Origin of the sequence: Microbacterium aurantiacum, assembly GCF_002872075.1 — a bacterium.
In the GTDB taxonomy this organism is placed as follows: domain Bacteria; phylum Actinomycetota; class Actinomycetes; order Actinomycetales; family Microbacteriaceae; genus Microbacterium; species Microbacterium aurantiacum_A.
The window spans coordinates 175,025-191,029 of record NZ_PGGU01000005.1; the positions used below are offsets into that span (position 1 = coordinate 175,025).

Here is a 16,005-nt window from a genome sequence, read left to right on the forward strand (position 1 = left end):
CGGATGCTGACGGTCCGTGGTCCTGAACCGGCCATGAAACGATGGAGGCATGAACTCAGCGAATCTCACCAGGGAGGAGACCGCGGCGCGATCCGCAGCGGTCACCCTGCGCAGCATCCGGGTCGAACTGGATCTGACCGGAGCGCCTGAGCATGCTCGCAGCAACTTCCCGACGATCACGACGCTGGAGTTCGACACCACCGTGGCGGCGACCTGGCTCGACTTCATCGGCGAGTCCGTCGATCGCGTCATCGTCAACGGTGTCGAGCGGAGCATCGACTACGACGGGGCGCGCATCGCGCTGACCGGACTCGAGCCCCACAACGTCGTGCGCGTCGAGGCGATCGGGGCATACAGCCGCTCCGGCGAGGGGCTGCACCGTTTCCGCGATCCAGCCGATGATGAGACCTACCTGTACACGCAGTACGAGCCGGCCGACTCCCGGCGGGTGATGGCATGCTTCGAGCAGCCCGACATGAAGGCCGCCTACACCTTCGTCATCGAGGCCCCGGCAGGCTGGGAGGTGCTGTCAAATCAGTCACCGGTGACCGTCGACCTGCGCGCCGGCGCGCAGCGCATCGAGTTCGCGCCGACGCTGCCGATCTCCAGCTACATCACCGCCGTCGCGGCCGGCCCGTACGTGCGGGTCGAAGGGGAGTGGCGGCGCGACGATCAGCACATCGCATTGGGCGTCTTCGCCCGCAGATCTCTGGCAGAGCACCTGGAGTCCGACGAGATCCTCGAGGTCACCCGCCAGGGGCTCGATTTCTTCACGGATGCCTTCGCCTACGCGTACCCGTGGGGGAAGTACGACCAGATCTTCGTTCCCGAATACAACCTGGGCGCGATGGAGAATCCGGGCCTGGTCACCTTCACCGAGGCCTATCTGTCCCGAGGCGCAGCGACCGACGCGCAACGCGCCAGCCGGGCGAACACGATCCTGCACGAGATGGCGCATATGTGGTTCGGCGATCTCGTCACGATGCGCTGGTGGGACGACCTGTGGCTGAAGGAGTCCTTCGCCGACTACATGGGTTCGCATGCCTCGGCGGCGGCGACCCGCTACACGGATGCGTGGGCCAAGTTCGCCGCCAACCGCAAGGCCTGGGCCTACCAGCAGGATCAGCTGCCGACGACGCACCCGATCGTCGCCGACATCCCCGACCTCGAAGCCGCGAAGCTCAACTTCGACGGCATCACCTACGCCAAGGGGGCGGCCGTCCTCAAGCAACTCGTCGCCTTCGTCGGCGAGGACGCCTTCTTCGAAGGAGCCCGCCGTTACTTCGCGGCTCACGCGTTCGGCGATACCACGCTGGAAGACCTGCTGGCCGAGCTGAACGCCGTGTCCGGACGCGACATGCGCACATGGTCGCGGGCGTGGCTGGAGACGACAGGAATGTCGACGATCGGGCTGGAGACCGACCACGACGGCCGGCGGATCCTCGTGCAGAGCGATCCGCGTCCGCACCGGTTGCGAATCGGCCTGTACACGCAGACGGATGGGCGCGTGGTCCGGCGGAACCAGATCTCCATGGACCTCACAGACGAGCGGACCCCGGTGGATCTCCCGGATGCGGACCTCATCCTCGTGAACGACGACGACCTCACCTACGCGAAGGTGCGCCTCGACGAGCGTTCGCTGGCGTGCGTGGAGGAGTCGCTCTCCGGTATCGAGGACCCCCTGGCGCGTGCCCTGGTCTGGTCATCGCTGTGGAATTCCACTCGCGACGGCGAGCTCCCGGCCGGCCGCTATCTCGCCATCGTGCGCGACCACGCGCCACGCGAATCGAGCATCGGGCTGCTGGTGGGAGTCCTCGGCAACGCGGCGTTCGCCGTGCGACGTTTCGTTCGCGATGAGTCGCGCGTCGATGAGCAGCGGTTGTGGACGGAGGCGACCTGGGCTGCTCTCCGGAACGCCGAGGCGGGGAGCGACGCGCAGCTGTCCTGGGCTCGCGCGTTCGCTGCGGCGTCCGCCTACGACGACTCGCGTGAGAGCGACGTGCGCGCCCTGCTCTCCGGGCGGGCGCCGGAAGGACTGATCGTCGATCCCGATCTGCGCTGGCAACTGGTCACCGCACTGGCCACAACGGGCCGCGCCACGTCCGAGGTCGTCGCCGACGAGCAGAGCCGTGACGATACCGCGACCGGCCGCACCGCCGCACGGCGGGCCCTCGCGTCACGCCCGGAAGCCGGCGTCCGTGCGGCCGCATGGGACGCGGCATGGAACGATCCCACTCTCAGCAACGACCACCTGGATGCGGAGATCGCCGGGTTCCGGGCAGGTGGGCGCCGTGACCTGATTGCGGGGTTCGACGCGGAGTACTTCGTCAGGATCGAAGAAGCCTGGCACGTGCGCAGCATCGAACTGGCCAGACGCCTCGTGGTGGGGCTCTTCCCCGCCACGGATTCACTGGACCTGGTGGATGCCTGGCTCGAGGATCACGCGGCGGCGCCGGCTGCTCTGCGCCGCCTCGTCATCGAGCAGCGTGACGGCCTCGCGCGCGAACTCAGAGTCCGGGCGGCGCACTGACGGCGACCGTGGGCACCGGCTCGACCTGCATGCCCATGACCGTGCGGACGATCCACGGATGCGCGTGGTCGTCGGCGATGTGCGTCATACCGAGCTTCTCGGCGACCCGGCGAGACGCGATGTTCTCGGGGTGGATGATCGCGGTCAAGAGCGTCGGTGCGAGATCGCTCCGCACCAGGTCGACACAGGCGCGCGCCGCCTCGGTCGCGTAGCCGCGACGCTGCATCGTCGCGCGCACCTGATATCCGACCTCGAGCACCGGTGTGTCGTTGTAGGACTGCCACGTGATCCCGCAGCCCCCGATGAACTCGCCGTCGTACGACTCGACGATCCACAGGCCGTGACCGTGCTCTGCGTAGCGCTGCCGGTTCCGCGCGATCCAGTCCGCGCTCTCCTCGCGGGTCTTCGGAGCGGGGTAGAAGGCCATGACGTCCGGATCGCCCAGCATCGCCGCCATGTCGTCGAGATCCTCGTCGACCATCTCCCGGAATCGAAGGCGGCGCGTGGGCGAGGGGAGCAGTCGACGGGCGGTCACAGGTCCAGGGTATCGCCGGGTTCCAGCGCCAAGAACTCGCCGGATCCCTGCTCCGTCGCCCACTGCAGGCGCTGGCGGTGCATCCCCTTGCCGATGACGGAGAGAGTCATGTCGTGGGTGCCGAACGCCCGGCGCGGCGATACGGCGAGGACGAAGTCCATCGCGTCGCCGATGCGGAGCCAGGGCGCGCCGAGCGGCGCGGCGAGGGTGTCGATCTCGACGCCTGCGGGCACGGCGTAGGAGTCACCCGGGTAGTAGAGCTTCTCGTTCACGAGAACGCCGAGGTTGTCGATCATGGGCAGGGACGAGTGGATGATCGCGTGCTCGCCGCCGAAGAAGCGCAACTTGAAACCGCCGACCTCGACGATGTCGCCGGGCGCCACGACGGTGATCTCGTATCCGTCCGCGGCGCGCGCCACACCGGCCGGCGCGAAGATCGGGGTACCGGGGGCTCCGCGGAGGATGCGGTCCAGATGCTCCGGCGTCCAATGGTCCGGATGCTCGTGCGTGATGACCAGTCCGACGACGTTTCCGAGATCGCTGACCGGTGTCGTGAACGACCCCGGATCGATCAGCAGGGTCTCCTCGGCCCTTTCGATGCGGAGGCAGGCATGTTCGTACTTCGTGACGCGCATGTGAAGAGTCAACTCGCTCGGCGTCGGTGTCGCAAACCCCTTGCGAACGCGCCACGCCCGGGAGTGCGGTCGGCTCGGCGTCGATTTTGCGGAGGGAGAATCGGCATGGCATACTTGAACGGTTGTCGCGGCACGGAAACGTTCCGCCAGACGGCCCCATCGTATAGCGGCCTAGTACGCTGCCCTCTCACGGCGGTAACGCGGGTTCGAATCCCGCTGGGGTCACACAACGCGAAAGCCCTCGGTTCTCCGAGGGCTTTCGTCATTCCCGGAGTGGATGCTGCTCACACCGGAGGCCGCAGCGAGAGCTCGCGGAACGTCCGGTTGCGCAGCGGCACAATCATGATCGCCGCCATCGCCGTCCCGTAGAGCGCGAACGGGACCCACAGTGCCGTCGCCGAGGCCAGCGCGCCGAAGCCGGCCATCGCGAGCGGCATCAGACAGTCGTCGCCGAGCCGCGTGATCGAACTCATCCGTCCGAGGTAAGCGGTGTCGACGGTGGCTGCGAAGGTGGAGCTCAGCAGTACGGAGGCATAGCCCGCGGTCGCGCCGATCACGAACGCGGCGGCCGCCACACTCCAGAGCGGACCGAGCCCCAGCGCGACGATACCGGCGCCCTGCACGACGAGCGCCCAGAACCCGGCGTAGGCCTCGCGTCGAGGCCGCCAGCGGGCGACGGAGACGGCCCCGAGAGCTGCGCCGAGGCCGAGGAGAGCCTCGAACAGGCCGAGCGCCTGCGCGCCCCATCCCTGGTCGTGCGCCCGCAGGGCCATCCCGATCCCGACCGCCGGTCCGACGGCGAGGTTCAAGCCGGACAGCGCGATGACGAGCGTTCGTGTGGTGGGCGCCTGTCGCAGATGAGCGAACCCCCGCGCGATGCCCCGCAGCGCCGACTCGCGGCCGGCGCGGGCGAGCGCGAACCGCGGGCGGAGCCAGATCGCGATGAAGGCCACCACCAGCGTGAACGTCAGGGCGTTGACGGAGGCGCTGCCGCTCAGGCCGACGTGCGCCACCAGAATGCCGCCGATCGCTGCCCCGGCCATGCTGCCCAGTCGTGATGCGGTCTGAGCGACGGCGCTGTAGGAGGGCAGATCGGATGGACGCACCAGCTGGCGCGCGATCGTGCCTGCGGACGGCTCGTAGAAGGCATCGCAGACGCCGAACGCGATCGCCGCGAACAGCAGCACGGCGACCGATGGCGTGGCCGCGAGCACCCAGAGGGCGACGGCCACGAGCACGACCACGCGCAGGGCGTTGAAGAGGATCATGACCCGCCGGGCGTCGGCTCGGTCGGCGATGACTCCGCCGAAGAGCAGGATGACGGCGCGCGGAACCGTCCCTGCGGCCACGATCAGGCCGGCGACGGCGGGCGAGGCGATCTGCACGGCGGTCCACGCGAGCGCGATCGTCCAGAGTGCATCACCCGCATCGGAGAGCGCCTTCACGCCGATCCAGGCGTGCACCGCGACGTCGCGGCGGAACACCGGGGGTTCGCGCAGCTGCAATGGTTCGGTGACGCTCATCACGGCTCCGTAGGGAAGGCGTGGGCGAAGAAGAAGACGGGCGTCCGTTCTCGTCCGTCAGTCCTGTCGATCGATGTGCGCCAGTCGGCGACGGTACGGCCCAGCCGCTCGGAGAGCTCTTGCAGTTCGGCGGGGGTAGCCCACCCGAGTGACTCGATGTTGAAGCCGTCGTAGCCCGGCAGCTCACCCGCGCGATGCCGTCGGCGCCACCGCTGCAGACGCTCGATCTGCGCGCGGATGCCGTTCCGCTCGGCTTCACGTGCGAGCAGTGCATCCGCCGGGGCGTCGGAGTAGTCGTCGGCCGACCAGGTGAAGCTGTGCCGTGACAGCATCCACCAGCTCGTGCGCCGATCGCCGCTCGGATCCTCGGACCGCTGCACGACGCCCGCTCGTTCCAGCATCCGCAGATGATGGCTGATGCTTCCGACCTGGCTGTCGAGCGCGCGCGCGATCGCGGTCACCTGCGATGTGCCGTACAGCAGCAGGTAGTCGAAGATGCGGCGGCGAAGCGGATGGTGCACGGCGGTGATCACGGAGATGTCTTCCACGAGAAGCAACGCTAAGCGCACGCGACAGATCCCACAAGACTTCTTGTATACCGCGGAAAATCAATGAAGAGGCCGCTCCTGACGCAGAGTCAGGAGCGGCCTTTCGGCGAGCGGGTCTCAGGCCTCGTCGGACGCGACGGTCGCGATCCGGCGCCGGCGCCGAGCCCGGCGGATCACCCAGATCACGAGCGCGACGATGCCGGCGACCGCCAGCCACGGAAGGACGAACCCGAGGGCGATCACGAGCGCGTTCAGCGAGACCACGAGGCCGTTCCAGCCGGCCAGCAGCCCGTCGCCGAAGCCGGCAGGATCAGCCTTCGTGGGTGCGGTGGTCTCGGTGAGCTGCACCTGAATCGACGACATCGCCACCTGATCCTCCAGGGCCGCGAGCTGCTGCTCGTACGACTCCAGCTGCGCCTGGCGGTCGGTCAGTGCGACCTCGGCCTCGATGAGCTCGGATACGCTGCCGGACTGCGACATCAGCTCGGTGAGCCGTTGCACGGACGTCCGCGTGGCCTCGACCCGTGCCCGCAGGTCGATGGCCGTCGAGGTCACATCCTGTTTCGAGATGGAGGAGGAGAGGACGTCGCCGGTCTCCTGCAGCGCGTCGATCGCGTCTGTGAGGTCGGCTGACGGCACGCGGATGCTGATCCAGCCGTACCCTCCCTCCGGAGGAGCCGGCATCGACGTGTCGACCGTCGCGAGCGACTTGCCGATGTCGGTGCTCTCGACATAGCCGCCGTGCTCCTCGGCGAGAGCCGAGATCGCGGCTGCGGCTTTCGCGATGTCCTTCACCCGGAGCGTCGCCTGTGCGTTCACGATGATCTCGCGGGAGGACGCCTGATCGGTCGCCAGCGGTGCGATCTCGGTCGCCTCGGCGGACGTATCGGTGACAGAACTGGGCGCGTTGTCCGCCGACAGGTCCTGCGCGCCGCCTCCGCCCTCGGTCGTCATGCTCCAGCCGTCGGCGGTGGTGGCCGACGTTCCGGAGCCCACGATGCCGAGGATCGGGGGAGTGACGAGCACGCCGACGACGAATGCCGCAGCGATTCCGCCGCCGGTGAGCCAGCGACGGCGCCGGATGCGGGAGCGGTCGATGGCGGGACGCGCCGAGGGGTGCTCGTTCGCGATCTCCGCGAACACCGCGTTCTCGATGCGATCGATCGCCGCGTCCGACAGCGGCGGGAGGGTCTCGGTGGGGGTCTGGTCGTTCATGCGTCTCTCGCTTCCTTCACGGCGCCGCGCAACTGGGTGCGCACTCGGGAGAGACGGTTCCGAACGACCGCGTGACTGACGCCCAGCTCTTCGGCGGCCGCCTGGTAGGCGTACCCCTCGGCGGCGCACAGCCGGAAGATCTCCTGGTCGAGCTCGCTGAGCGTTCCGACCTCTGCCGCGATCCGCGCCGCGAGTGCGGCCGTGATGACCTGCTCCTCGACGCTGACCGTGTCCGGCAGATTCTCGTCGACGGCATCCGCGGTGTGCGCCTGATCGCGCCGGCGCTGCCGCAGGCGGTTGGCCGCCTGGAAACGGCAGATCGTCGCCAGCCACGGCAGGATCGACTCACCCTGCAGGTCGAAGCCGGGGAGCTTCCGCCAGGCGACGACGAACGTCTCCTGGGTGACGTCCTCGGCATCGGCCGGCGAGCCGAGGATGCCATGGGCGATCCAGTAGACCGGACGCACGTGGGCTCGGTACAGCTCCCGGAAGGCGCTCTCGTCGCCTGCCGCGGCCTGTGCCGCCCATCTCTGATCAGTCGTCTGCACGGGGCATCCTGTTCCGTTCGGTGTCTCTCACCCTGGAAGTGTCGACGGATGCCCCATCGTCTCAGAAGACGTGCGGATCAGTGCTCGGGCTGTGCGTGCACCTTCGCGAGCGTCTGCTGCGACATCCGGTCGATCCAGGCGAGAGCGACGGCAGAGACGATGAAGACCATGTGGATCACGACCTGCCAGAGAACGCCGGTGGGAGTGTAGCTCCCGAGACCGTCGACCTCGGAGGAGGAGACTCCGTCCGCATCCATGTTGCCGACCGCGATGAAGGTCTTCAGCAGGTGGATCGAGGAGATGCCGATGATCGCCATCGCGAGTTTCACCTTGAGCACGTTGGCGTTCACGTGCGACAGCCACTCGGGCTGGTCCGGATGCCCGTCCACGTTGATGCGCGAGACGAAGGTCTCGTAGCCGCCGATGATCACCATGATCAGCAGGTTCGCGATCATCACGACGTCGATGAGCCCGAGCACCGTCAGCATGATGGTCGCTTCTTCGATGTGCGTGATGTCGCCGAAGACGTCTTCCGCGATCAGGTGCCACAGCTCCACCATGAAGACCACGACGTAGACGATCTGCGCGACGATCAGTCCGAGATAGAGCGGGGCCTGCAGCCAGCGGCTGACGAAGATGAGAGAGCCGATCGCGCGGGCCCACGAGTTCTGGGGAGCGGTCTCGAGGGGAGCGGTCCCGTGTTCGACATGTTCGTGCGAGGTGTGTGTCACGCCGACCATTTCATCATGATCGGGATGCTCCGCTAGCATTGACCTGCGAGAGGGAGTATCCCGGTTCCGCGCGCATCGTCATCACGAGCATCGACAGAGCTGCTCCGGGCGCGCGACGCACTCTGTGCGGGGGAGAGACTTTCGGCTCATTTCCCGACCCTCTCGAAAGGTGCAGTGCGCCCTTGGAAATCCCCGTCTGGTTCGAAATCACCTCGATGGTCGTGCTCACGATCATCCTGATCGCCGATCTCCTGCTCGTCCGGCTCCGCCCGCACATCCCCTCGACCAAGGAGTCGACCTTCTGGGTCCTCTTCTACGTCGGCCTCGCTCTGATCTTCGCCGTGCTCCTCGGCAATGTCGGAGGGTGGAAGAACTCGGGCGATTTCATCACCGGCTGGGCGCTGGAGTACAGCCTCTCCATCGACAACCTCTTCGTGTTCGTGCTGATCATGGCGCAGTTCGCGGTGCCTCGGCGACTGCAGCAGCAGGTGCTGATGGTCGGCATCATCATCGCGCTCGTGCTGCGCGGCGCCTTCATCCTCGTCGGCGTCGCCGTCATCGAGCACTTCTCGCCGATCTTCTACATCTTCGGGGCGTTCCTCATCTGGACGGCGATCCGTCAGGCGATGCCCGACGGCGACCATGAGGGCGAGGTGCAGCGGGAGAACTTCATCGTCCGGCTGCTGCGCCGCCGCATCGACATCAGCGACGAGTACGACGGCTCGAAGCTGCGCACCACCGTCGACGGCAAGCGCATGTTCACGCCGATGGTCATCGTGTTCATCACCATCGGCGTCACGGACCTCATCTTCGCGATCGACTCGATCCCGGCCATCTTCGAGATCACCACCAACGGCTTCCTCGTGTTCGCCGCGAACATCTTCGCGCTGATGGGTCTGCGTCAGCTCTACTTCCTGCTGGGAGACCTGCTGGACCGCCTCAAGTACCTCCACTACGGCATCGCCGTGATCCTCGGCTTCATCGGCGTCAAGCTGATCCTGCACGCCCTGCACGAGAACGAGCTGCCGTTCATCAACGGCGGGCAGCATGTCGAGTGGGTTCCGGACATCGACAACATGGTCTCGCTCGGCGTGATCCTGGCATCGATGACCGTCGCGACGGTCGCCAGCCTCATCTCGTCGTCGCGAGAGAAGCGCGCCGCGAACAAAGCGTCGATCGTCGAGTAACAGCGTTCACGAAGGGACGGACCACCCGTCGCAGCGGTGTAAACTGACCGAATGCGGCGGGTGGTTCTCCTTCTTAGCGGCCGCGACGAGACCTCGATCTAGGCCTCTCTCGTCGCGGAGTCCAGCGTGGGCCGAACTTCGATCCCAGGAGACAGCGACATCATGACCACCGATGCCATCGAGACACCCGTCCGTCTGCGCACGCTCGCCGAGAAGGTCTGGGACGACCACCTCGTCGTCAAGGGCGAGAACGGCGAGCCGGACCTCATCTACATCGACCTGCACCTGGTGCACGAGGTCACCAGCCCGCAGGCGTTCGACGGTCTGCGCGCCGAGGGGCGCCCGCTGCGCCGGCTCGATCTGACGATCGCGACCGAAGACCACAACACCCCGACGTGGGACATCGACAAGCCCATCGCCGACCTCACGAGCCGCACGCAGATCCAGACGCTGCGCAACAACGCAGCTGAGTTCGGCGTGCGTCTGCACTCGCTGGGCGATGCGGAGCAGGGCATCGTGCACGTGGTCGGCCCGCAGCTCGGCCTCACGATGCCCGGCATCACCGTCGTCTGCGGCGACTCGCACACCTCGACCCACGGTGCTTTCGGGGCGATGGCCTTCGGTATCGGCACGAGTGAGGTCGAGCACGTGATGGCGACCCAGACGCTCCCCTTGAAGCCGTTCAAGACGATGGCGATCAACGTCGACGGCACGCTGCGCAGCGGTGTCACCGCGAAGGACATCATCCTCGCGGTGATCGCGAAGATCGGCACCGGCGGGGGACAGGGATACGTTCTGGAGTTCCGCGGCAGCGCCATCCGCGCACTGTCGATGGAGGGTCGCATGACGATCTGCAACATGTCGATCGAGGCGGGCGCGCGCGCCGGCATGGTCGCCCCCGACGAGACGACGTTCGCCTATCTCGAGGGCCGGCAGCACGCCCCCAAGGGGCAGGACTGGGAGGATGCGGTCGCCTACTGGCGGACGCTGCCCAGCGATGAGGGTGCGGTGTTCGACGCCGAGGTGTTCATCGATGCCGACGAGCTGGAGCCGTTCGTGACCTGGGGCACCAATCCCGGTCAGGGCAGCTCGCTGTCGGCATCCGTGCCGAACCCGGCCGACATCGCCGACCCGAACGAGCGCGCAGCGGCCGAGCGGGCCCTGGAATACATGGCGCTCACCCCGGGAACTCCTCTCAAGGAGGTGCCGGTGGACGCCGTGTTCATGGGCTCGTGCACCAACAGCCGGATCGAGGACCTGCGAGCATTCGCATCGGTCATCCAGGGCAAGAAGAAGGCCGACGGGGTGCGGGTGATGGTCGTGCCCGGTTCGGCCCGTGTGCGCCTGGAGGCCGAGGCCGAGGGGCTCGACAAGGTCATCACCGACTTCGGTGCGGAATGGCGCTTCGCCGGATGCTCGATGTGCCTGGGGATGAATCCGGATCAGCTCGCGCCGGGCGAGCGGTGCGCCTCGACATCGAACCGGAACTTCGAGGGCCGGCAGGGCAAGGGCGGTCGCACCCACCTGGTGTCGCCGCTCGTCGCCGCGGCGACCGCGATCCGCGGAACGCTGTCCAGCCCGAGCGATCTGGAGGTCTGATCATGGAGAAGTTCACCACGCACACCGGCATCGCCGCACCGCTGAAGCGGTCGAATGTAGACACGGATCAGATCATCCCCGCGGTGTTCCTGAAGCGGGTCACCAAGACCGGATTCGAGGATGCCCTCTTCCACGCCTGGCGGCAGGATCCGGATTTCGTCCTCAACCAGCCGGCGTTCCATGGTGCCTCGGTGCTCGTCGCCGGTTCCGACTTCGGCACCGGTTCCAGCCGTGAGCACGCCGTGTGGGCGCTGCGCGACTTCGGGTTCCAGGTCGTCCTCAGCCCGCGCTTCGCGGACATCTTCCGCGGGAACTCGGGCAAACAGGGGCTCCTCGCCGCGACCATCTCCGAAGAGGATCTGGAGCGGATCTGGGCTGAGATCGACGCGAATCCGGGCGCACGGATAACCGTGGACCTCCAGGCGCGCACGGCGACGATCGGCGGCATCCAGGCCGACATCGGGATCGACGATTACACTAGGTGGCGGCTCCTCGAAGGGCTCGATGACATCGGGCTCACGCTGCGCAACGAAGACAAGATCGCGCAGTTCGAGGCCCGTCGCGAGTCGTGGCGGCCACGTACCCTCCCCGTGCAGTGACACGGACCGGGGCGTGAGTCAGGGGCAGACCGCCCTCGCGGCAACCGCCGCAATCCGTGGAACGAAGTGAGGCTCCGAATGACGACACCCGTGCGCGATGCTCTTCCGGACGGAGTCCCCGCTCTCACCGGAGACGTCCTCGCCATTCGAGGAGGACGCCCGTTGCGCGGTCGCGTCGACGTCAAGGGCGCCAAGAACCTGGCGACCAAGGCGATGGTCGCCTCCCTCCTCGGGGAGACCGTCAGCGTGCTGCGCGACGTGCCCGCCATCAGCGACGTCGCGGTCGTGCGCTCGCTGCTCGAGGTGCACGGCGTCCGCGTGAGCGACGGCGATGAGCCCGGCGCGCTGGTCTTCGACCCGAGCGACGTCGAGTCCGCCCACTTCGAGGAGATCGACGCCCACGCCGGAGCCTCCCGCATCCCGATCCTGTTCTGCGGTCCGCTCCTGCACCGTCTCGGTCAGGCCTTCATCCCCGACCTCGGTGGCTGCCGCATCGGCGATCGCCCGATCGACTTCCACCTCGACGCGCTCCGCAAGTTCGGCGCCGTCGTCGAGAAGCTGCCCAGCGGCATCCGTCTGTCCACCGGCGGGACCCGCCTGCACGGCGCGAACATCCACCTCCCGTACCCGAGCGTCGGCGCCACCGAACAGGTGCTGCTCACCGCCGTCCGCGCCGAGGGCACGACGGAGCTGCGCAACGCCGCCATCGAGCCCGAGATCATGGACCTCATCGCGGTGCTGCAGAAGATGGGCGCGATCATCTCCTACGAGCCCAACCGGGTCATCCTCATCGAAGGCGTCGAGCACCTCCGCGGCTACGATCACCGCTCGATCTTCGATCGCAACGAGGCCGCATCGTGGGCTTCGGCCGCGCTGGCCACAGACGGCGAGATATTCGTCGGCGGCGCCAAGCAGCAGGAGATGCTCACCTTCCTGAACGTCTTCCGCAAGGCGGGCGGCTGGTTCGACATCAAGGAGGACGGCATCCTTTTCCGCCGTGACGGCGAGCTGCGTCCCGTGGTGGTCGAGACCGACGTGCACCCCGGCTTCATGACCGACTGGCAGCAGCCTCTGGTCGTGGCGCTGACCCAGGCCCATGGTCGCTCGATCGTGCACGAGACCGTCTACGAGAACCGCCTGGGCTTCACCGATGCCCTGGTCAAGATGGGCGCGGACATCGTCGTGCACCCGCGCGGATTCCAGGACGGCCCCCGTCGGGTGCCCCGCCGCGACCTGGAGCAGGCGGCCGTCATCACCGGTCCGACGCCGCTGCACGGCGCCGACATCGTGGTTCCCGACCTGCGGGGCGGCTACAGCCATGTGATCGCAGCATTGACCGCGCAGGGCGAGTCGAAGGTCTCGGGCGTCGACATCCTCAGCCGCGGTTACGAGAAGTTCCTCGCGAAACTTGACGCCGTCGGCGCAGACTTCGACGTCATCCGGTGACGACGATGGGTTCCCCTTCACCTGAGAAGAGCCGACCCAGTCTGTTCTGGCCGCTGGCAGCGATCGTCGTCCCGCTGATCTCCTTCCTGGCGAAGATCCGGATCACGGGGCGGGAGAAGCTGCCCCGCGACGGCGCCTTCGTGCTGGCCCCCAACCACTATTCGGAGTTCGACCCGCTGATCGTCGCGGTCGCCGTATGGCGGCTGGGGCGCGCTCCCCGGTTCATGGCCAAGGACAGCCTGTTCCGCATCCCGGTGCTGGGATGGCTGCTGCGGAAGACCGGGATGATTCCCGTCGCCCGTACCTCTTCGGCATCCGCCGCGAAGCAGACGATGAAGCAGTCGAACGATCTCGTCGAGCACGGCAGAGGCGTCATCGTGTACCCCGAAGGCACGCTCACCCGAGACCCTGAACTGTGGCCGATGCGGGGCAAGTCCGGTGCGGTGCGTCTCGCTCTCGCCGGCGACATCCCGCTGATCCCGATGGCCCAGTGGGGCACCCAGGCGATCATGGGTCGCTACCAGAAGGGTCTCAGCGTCTGGCCTCCCCGCAAGCCGGTGCACGTGATCATCGGAGACCCCGTCGACCTCAGCGATCTGAAGGGCCGCAGCGGAGAACAGGCGGTGCTCACCGAGGCGACCACGCGTCTGATGGACGCGATCACCGCTCTCCTCGAAGAGGCACGCGGCGCGAAGGCGCCGGCGGAACGCTGGAATCCGGCCACGCACGGCCAGAAGGAGACCGGTCGCCTTGACTAAGAGAACTCCCGCCGCAGGGCCTCGCGTTGCCGTGGTCGGCGCCGGAAGCTGGGGGACCACGTTCGGAAAGATCCTGGCCGACGGTGGAGCGCAGGTCACGATGTGGGCGCGCCGAGCCGAACTCGCGCACGAGATCGACGAGGCGAAACGGAACTCCCGCTACCTGCCCGGCATCAACCTTCCGCGCTCCATGGCGGCGACGCACGAACTCGCCGTTGCGCTTCAGGGGGCTGAGCAGGTCTACCTCTCCGTTCCCAGCCAGTCGCTGCGCGAGAACCTCAAGGCTCTGCGCCCCCTCCTCGAGAACTCCGACGCCAAGATCGTCAGCCTGATGAAAGGCGTCGAGCGCGGCACCGGACTCCGGATGAGCCAGGTCATCGAGCAGGAGATGCAGTGCGACCCCGATCGCATCGCCGTCGCGTCCGGGCCGAACCTCGCACTGGAGATCGCGAAGGAGCAGCCGACGGCTGCGGTGATCTCGTCGCGCAGCCGGGAGACCGCCGAGACGATCGCCCGCGCCGCGCGCAACAGCTACTTCCGCACCTTCGTGAACACGGATGTCATCGGCACGGAGTTCGGCGGCGTGCTGAAGAACCTCATCGCCGTCGCCATCGGCATCGTCGACGGCGTCGGCTACGGCGAGAACACGAAGGCGTCGATCATCACCCGCGGCCTCGTGGAGATGACGGACTTCGCGGTCGCCAACGGTGCGCACCCGGAGACGCTGCAGGGCCTTGCCGGCCTCGGCGACCTCATCGCCACGTGCCAGTCGCCGCTGAGCCGCAACAACACGGCCGGGCGCCTGCTCGGTCAGGGATACAGCTTCCAGGACGTCGTCAAGCAGATGCAGCAGACCGCAGAGGGGCTCGCTTCGGTCGCCCCCATCCTGCAGCTCGCGCGCGAGTCCGAGGTGCACATGCCCATCGTCGAACAGGTGAAGATGGTGCTCGACGGGAAGATGAACCCCCGCGACATCGCCCCCCACCTGACGACGGACGACGACACCCCGCAGGGGGAGAGGACCGACCATGGACAAGCAGACGGTGGTGGTGCTCTTCGGAGGGCGCTCCAGCGAGCATTCGATCAGTTCCGCAACGGCGGGCGGAGTTCTGGGCGCGATTGATCGCGACCGCTACGCGGTGATCCCGGTCGGGATCACCAGAGACGGCGCCTTCGTCCTCGAAGAGGACCGGCCGGAGAAGTTCCCGCTCGATGCGGAGCACCTTCCCGAGGTGGTCGACAACGGCACCCGGATGCTGTGGCCCGAACCCGGTGGCGACCGGACGCTGCGCGTCGTGCGCCCGGACGGCGTGACCGAGGGCCTCGGCGAGGTCGACATCGTGCTGCCGCTCCTGCACGGCCTGCACGGCGAGGACGGGGCCATTCAGGGCTTCTTCGAGGTCATCGACGTGCCCTATGCGGGCTGCGGCATCCTGGATTCCGCGATCTCCCTCGACAAGCACTTCACCAAACTCGCGCTGAGCTCCGCCGGCATCGCGGTCTCGCCCGGAATCACCGTTCGGGCGGCGCAGTGGCGGGCCGAGCCGGCGAGTGTGCGGGCGCAGATCGCCGCACTCGGTCCTGTGGTCTTCGTCAAGCCTGCCGGCGCCGGTTCGAGCGTGGGCGTCTCGCGGGTCGACGACGGAGAGGGGCTCGACGCCGCACTCGAGATCGCCTTCGCCGAGGACGACAAGGTCCTCGTCGAGTCGCGGGTCGAGGGGCGCGAGATCGAGGTCGGCGTGCTCGCCGGACGAGACGGTCAGCGGGCTCGCGCGTCGCTGCCGGGCGAGGTGGTGCTGACCTCCCGCAGCTTCTACGACTTCGAGGGCAAGTACCTGGGCGGCGACGGCGTCGAGATCGTCTGTCCGGCCGAGGTCGACGAAGCGCTGATCGAGCGGCTGCGCGAGACCGCTGTGCGCGTGTTCGAAGCCGTGGACGGCAAAGGCCTCGCCCGCGTCGACTTCTTCGTCACGCCGTCCGGCGAACTGATCGTCAACGAGTTGAACACGATGCCCGGGTTCACGCCGATCTCGATGTTCCCGAAGTGCTGGATCGCCTCAGGGCTCGGCTACGGCGAACTGATCACCGAGCTCATCGAATCCGGTCTCGGACGCTGACCTCCGGGCGCGGCCGACCGTCTCCGCTCGCGGA

General features: G+C 67.5%; 15 protein-coding genes and 1 tRNA gene. 9 read left to right on the forward strand and 7 right to left on the reverse strand.

Annotated features, from left to right (window positions below):
- Positions 1-49 precede the first annotated feature (49 nt).
- On the forward strand, positions 50-2,530 hold the full coding sequence (gene pepN, locus CUR96_RS03810) for an aminopeptidase N (RefSeq protein WP_102191955.1): 2,481 nt from the start codon (positions 50-52) through the stop codon (positions 2,528-2,530).
- On the opposite strand, the gene CUR96_RS03815 is transcribed toward pepN, so the two are convergent.
- Complete coding sequence (locus CUR96_RS03815) at positions 2,508-3,065, reverse strand: GNAT family N-acetyltransferase (protein ID WP_348639562.1); 558 nt, start codon at positions 3,063-3,065, stop codon at positions 2,508-2,510. The two genes, pepN and CUR96_RS03815, sit on opposite strands and share 23 nt — an antisense overlap.
- A complete protein-coding gene (locus CUR96_RS03820; RefSeq protein WP_102191956.1) occupies positions 3,062-3,700 on the reverse strand; it encodes an MBL fold metallo-hydrolase in 639 nt (212 codons plus the stop codon). Before CUR96_RS03820 ends, CUR96_RS03815 begins: the two co-directional genes overlap by 4 nt.
- A gap of 152 nt (positions 3,701-3,852) precedes the next feature.
- Between CUR96_RS03820 and CUR96_RS03825 the strand changes: the two genes are divergently transcribed.
- A tRNA-Glu gene (locus CUR96_RS03825) sits at positions 3,853-3,925 on the forward strand.
- A 59-nt stretch (positions 3,926-3,984) separates the two neighbouring features.
- Here the strand turns inward: CUR96_RS03825 and CUR96_RS03830 are convergent.
- From CUR96_RS03830 to CUR96_RS03850, 5 genes are all read right to left on the reverse strand, one after another.
- Positions 3,985-5,223 carry an MFS transporter gene (locus CUR96_RS03830; protein ID WP_245861074.1) on the reverse strand — a complete coding sequence of 413 codons (1,239 nt, stop codon included), beginning with the start codon at positions 5,221-5,223 and terminating at the stop codon, positions 3,985-3,987.
- Positions 5,223-5,771, reverse strand: coding sequence for a winged helix-turn-helix domain-containing protein (locus tag CUR96_RS03835; protein WP_102191958.1), 549 nt, complete (start codon positions 5,769-5,771; stop codon positions 5,223-5,225). Before CUR96_RS03835 ends, CUR96_RS03830 begins: the two co-directional genes overlap by 1 nt.
- A 117-nt stretch (positions 5,772-5,888) precedes the next feature.
- Entirely contained in the window at positions 5,889-6,986 is a 1,098-nt protein-coding gene (locus tag CUR96_RS03840) for a DUF4349 domain-containing protein (RefSeq protein WP_102191959.1), read from the reverse strand.
- Positions 6,983-7,534, reverse strand: a complete 552-nt coding sequence (locus CUR96_RS03845; protein WP_102191960.1) for an RNA polymerase sigma factor — start codon at positions 7,532-7,534, stop codon at positions 6,983-6,985. Before CUR96_RS03845 ends, CUR96_RS03840 begins: the two co-directional genes overlap by 4 nt.
- Positions 7,535-7,611: 77 nt before the next feature.
- Positions 7,612-8,274, reverse strand: a complete 663-nt coding sequence (locus CUR96_RS03850; protein ID WP_102191961.1) for a TIGR00645 family protein — start codon at positions 8,272-8,274, stop codon at positions 7,612-7,614.
- Positions 8,275-8,447: 173 nt separating this feature from the next.
- Here CUR96_RS03850 and CUR96_RS03855 point away from each other — a divergent pair, with 173 nt between their 5' ends.
- The 7 genes from CUR96_RS03855 to CUR96_RS03885 all read left to right on the forward strand — a co-directional run bounded on the left by CUR96_RS03855 (position 8,448) and on the right by CUR96_RS03885 (position 15,971).
- Positions 8,448-9,452, forward strand: coding sequence for a TerC/Alx family metal homeostasis membrane protein (locus tag CUR96_RS03855; RefSeq protein WP_102191962.1), 1,005 nt, complete (start codon positions 8,448-8,450; stop codon positions 9,450-9,452).
- 162 nt (positions 9,453-9,614) lie between these two features.
- Complete coding sequence (leuC, locus tag CUR96_RS03860; protein WP_102191963.1) at positions 9,615-11,051, forward strand: 3-isopropylmalate dehydratase large subunit; 1,437 nt, start codon at positions 9,615-9,617, stop codon at positions 11,049-11,051.
- A gap of 2 nt (positions 11,052-11,053) precedes the next feature.
- On the forward strand, positions 11,054-11,650 hold the full coding sequence (gene leuD / locus CUR96_RS03865) for a 3-isopropylmalate dehydratase small subunit (protein ID WP_102191964.1): 597 nt from the start codon (positions 11,054-11,056) through the stop codon (positions 11,648-11,650).
- Positions 11,651-11,728: 78 nt separating this feature from the next.
- Positions 11,729-13,096, forward strand: a complete 1,368-nt coding sequence (murA, locus tag CUR96_RS03870; RefSeq protein ID WP_102191965.1) for a UDP-N-acetylglucosamine 1-carboxyvinyltransferase — start codon at positions 11,729-11,731, stop codon at positions 13,094-13,096.
- Positions 13,097-13,101: 5 nt separating this feature from the next.
- Positions 13,102-13,854 (forward strand): lysophospholipid acyltransferase family protein, encoded by a 753-nt coding sequence (locus CUR96_RS03875; protein ID WP_102192257.1) that lies wholly within the window; start codon positions 13,102-13,104, stop codon positions 13,852-13,854.
- Positions 13,847-14,977 carry an NAD(P)H-dependent glycerol-3-phosphate dehydrogenase gene (locus tag CUR96_RS03880; protein WP_102191966.1) on the forward strand — a complete coding sequence of 377 codons (1,131 nt, stop codon included), beginning with the start codon at positions 13,847-13,849 and terminating at the stop codon, positions 14,975-14,977. Before CUR96_RS03875 ends, CUR96_RS03880 begins: the two co-directional genes overlap by 8 nt.
- Complete coding sequence (locus CUR96_RS03885; RefSeq protein WP_102191967.1) at positions 14,883-15,971, forward strand: D-alanine--D-alanine ligase family protein; 1,089 nt, start codon at positions 14,883-14,885, stop codon at positions 15,969-15,971. The genes CUR96_RS03880 and CUR96_RS03885 overlap by 95 nt, the downstream gene beginning before the upstream one ends.
- The last annotated feature ends 34 nt before the right edge of the window (positions 15,972-16,005 follow it).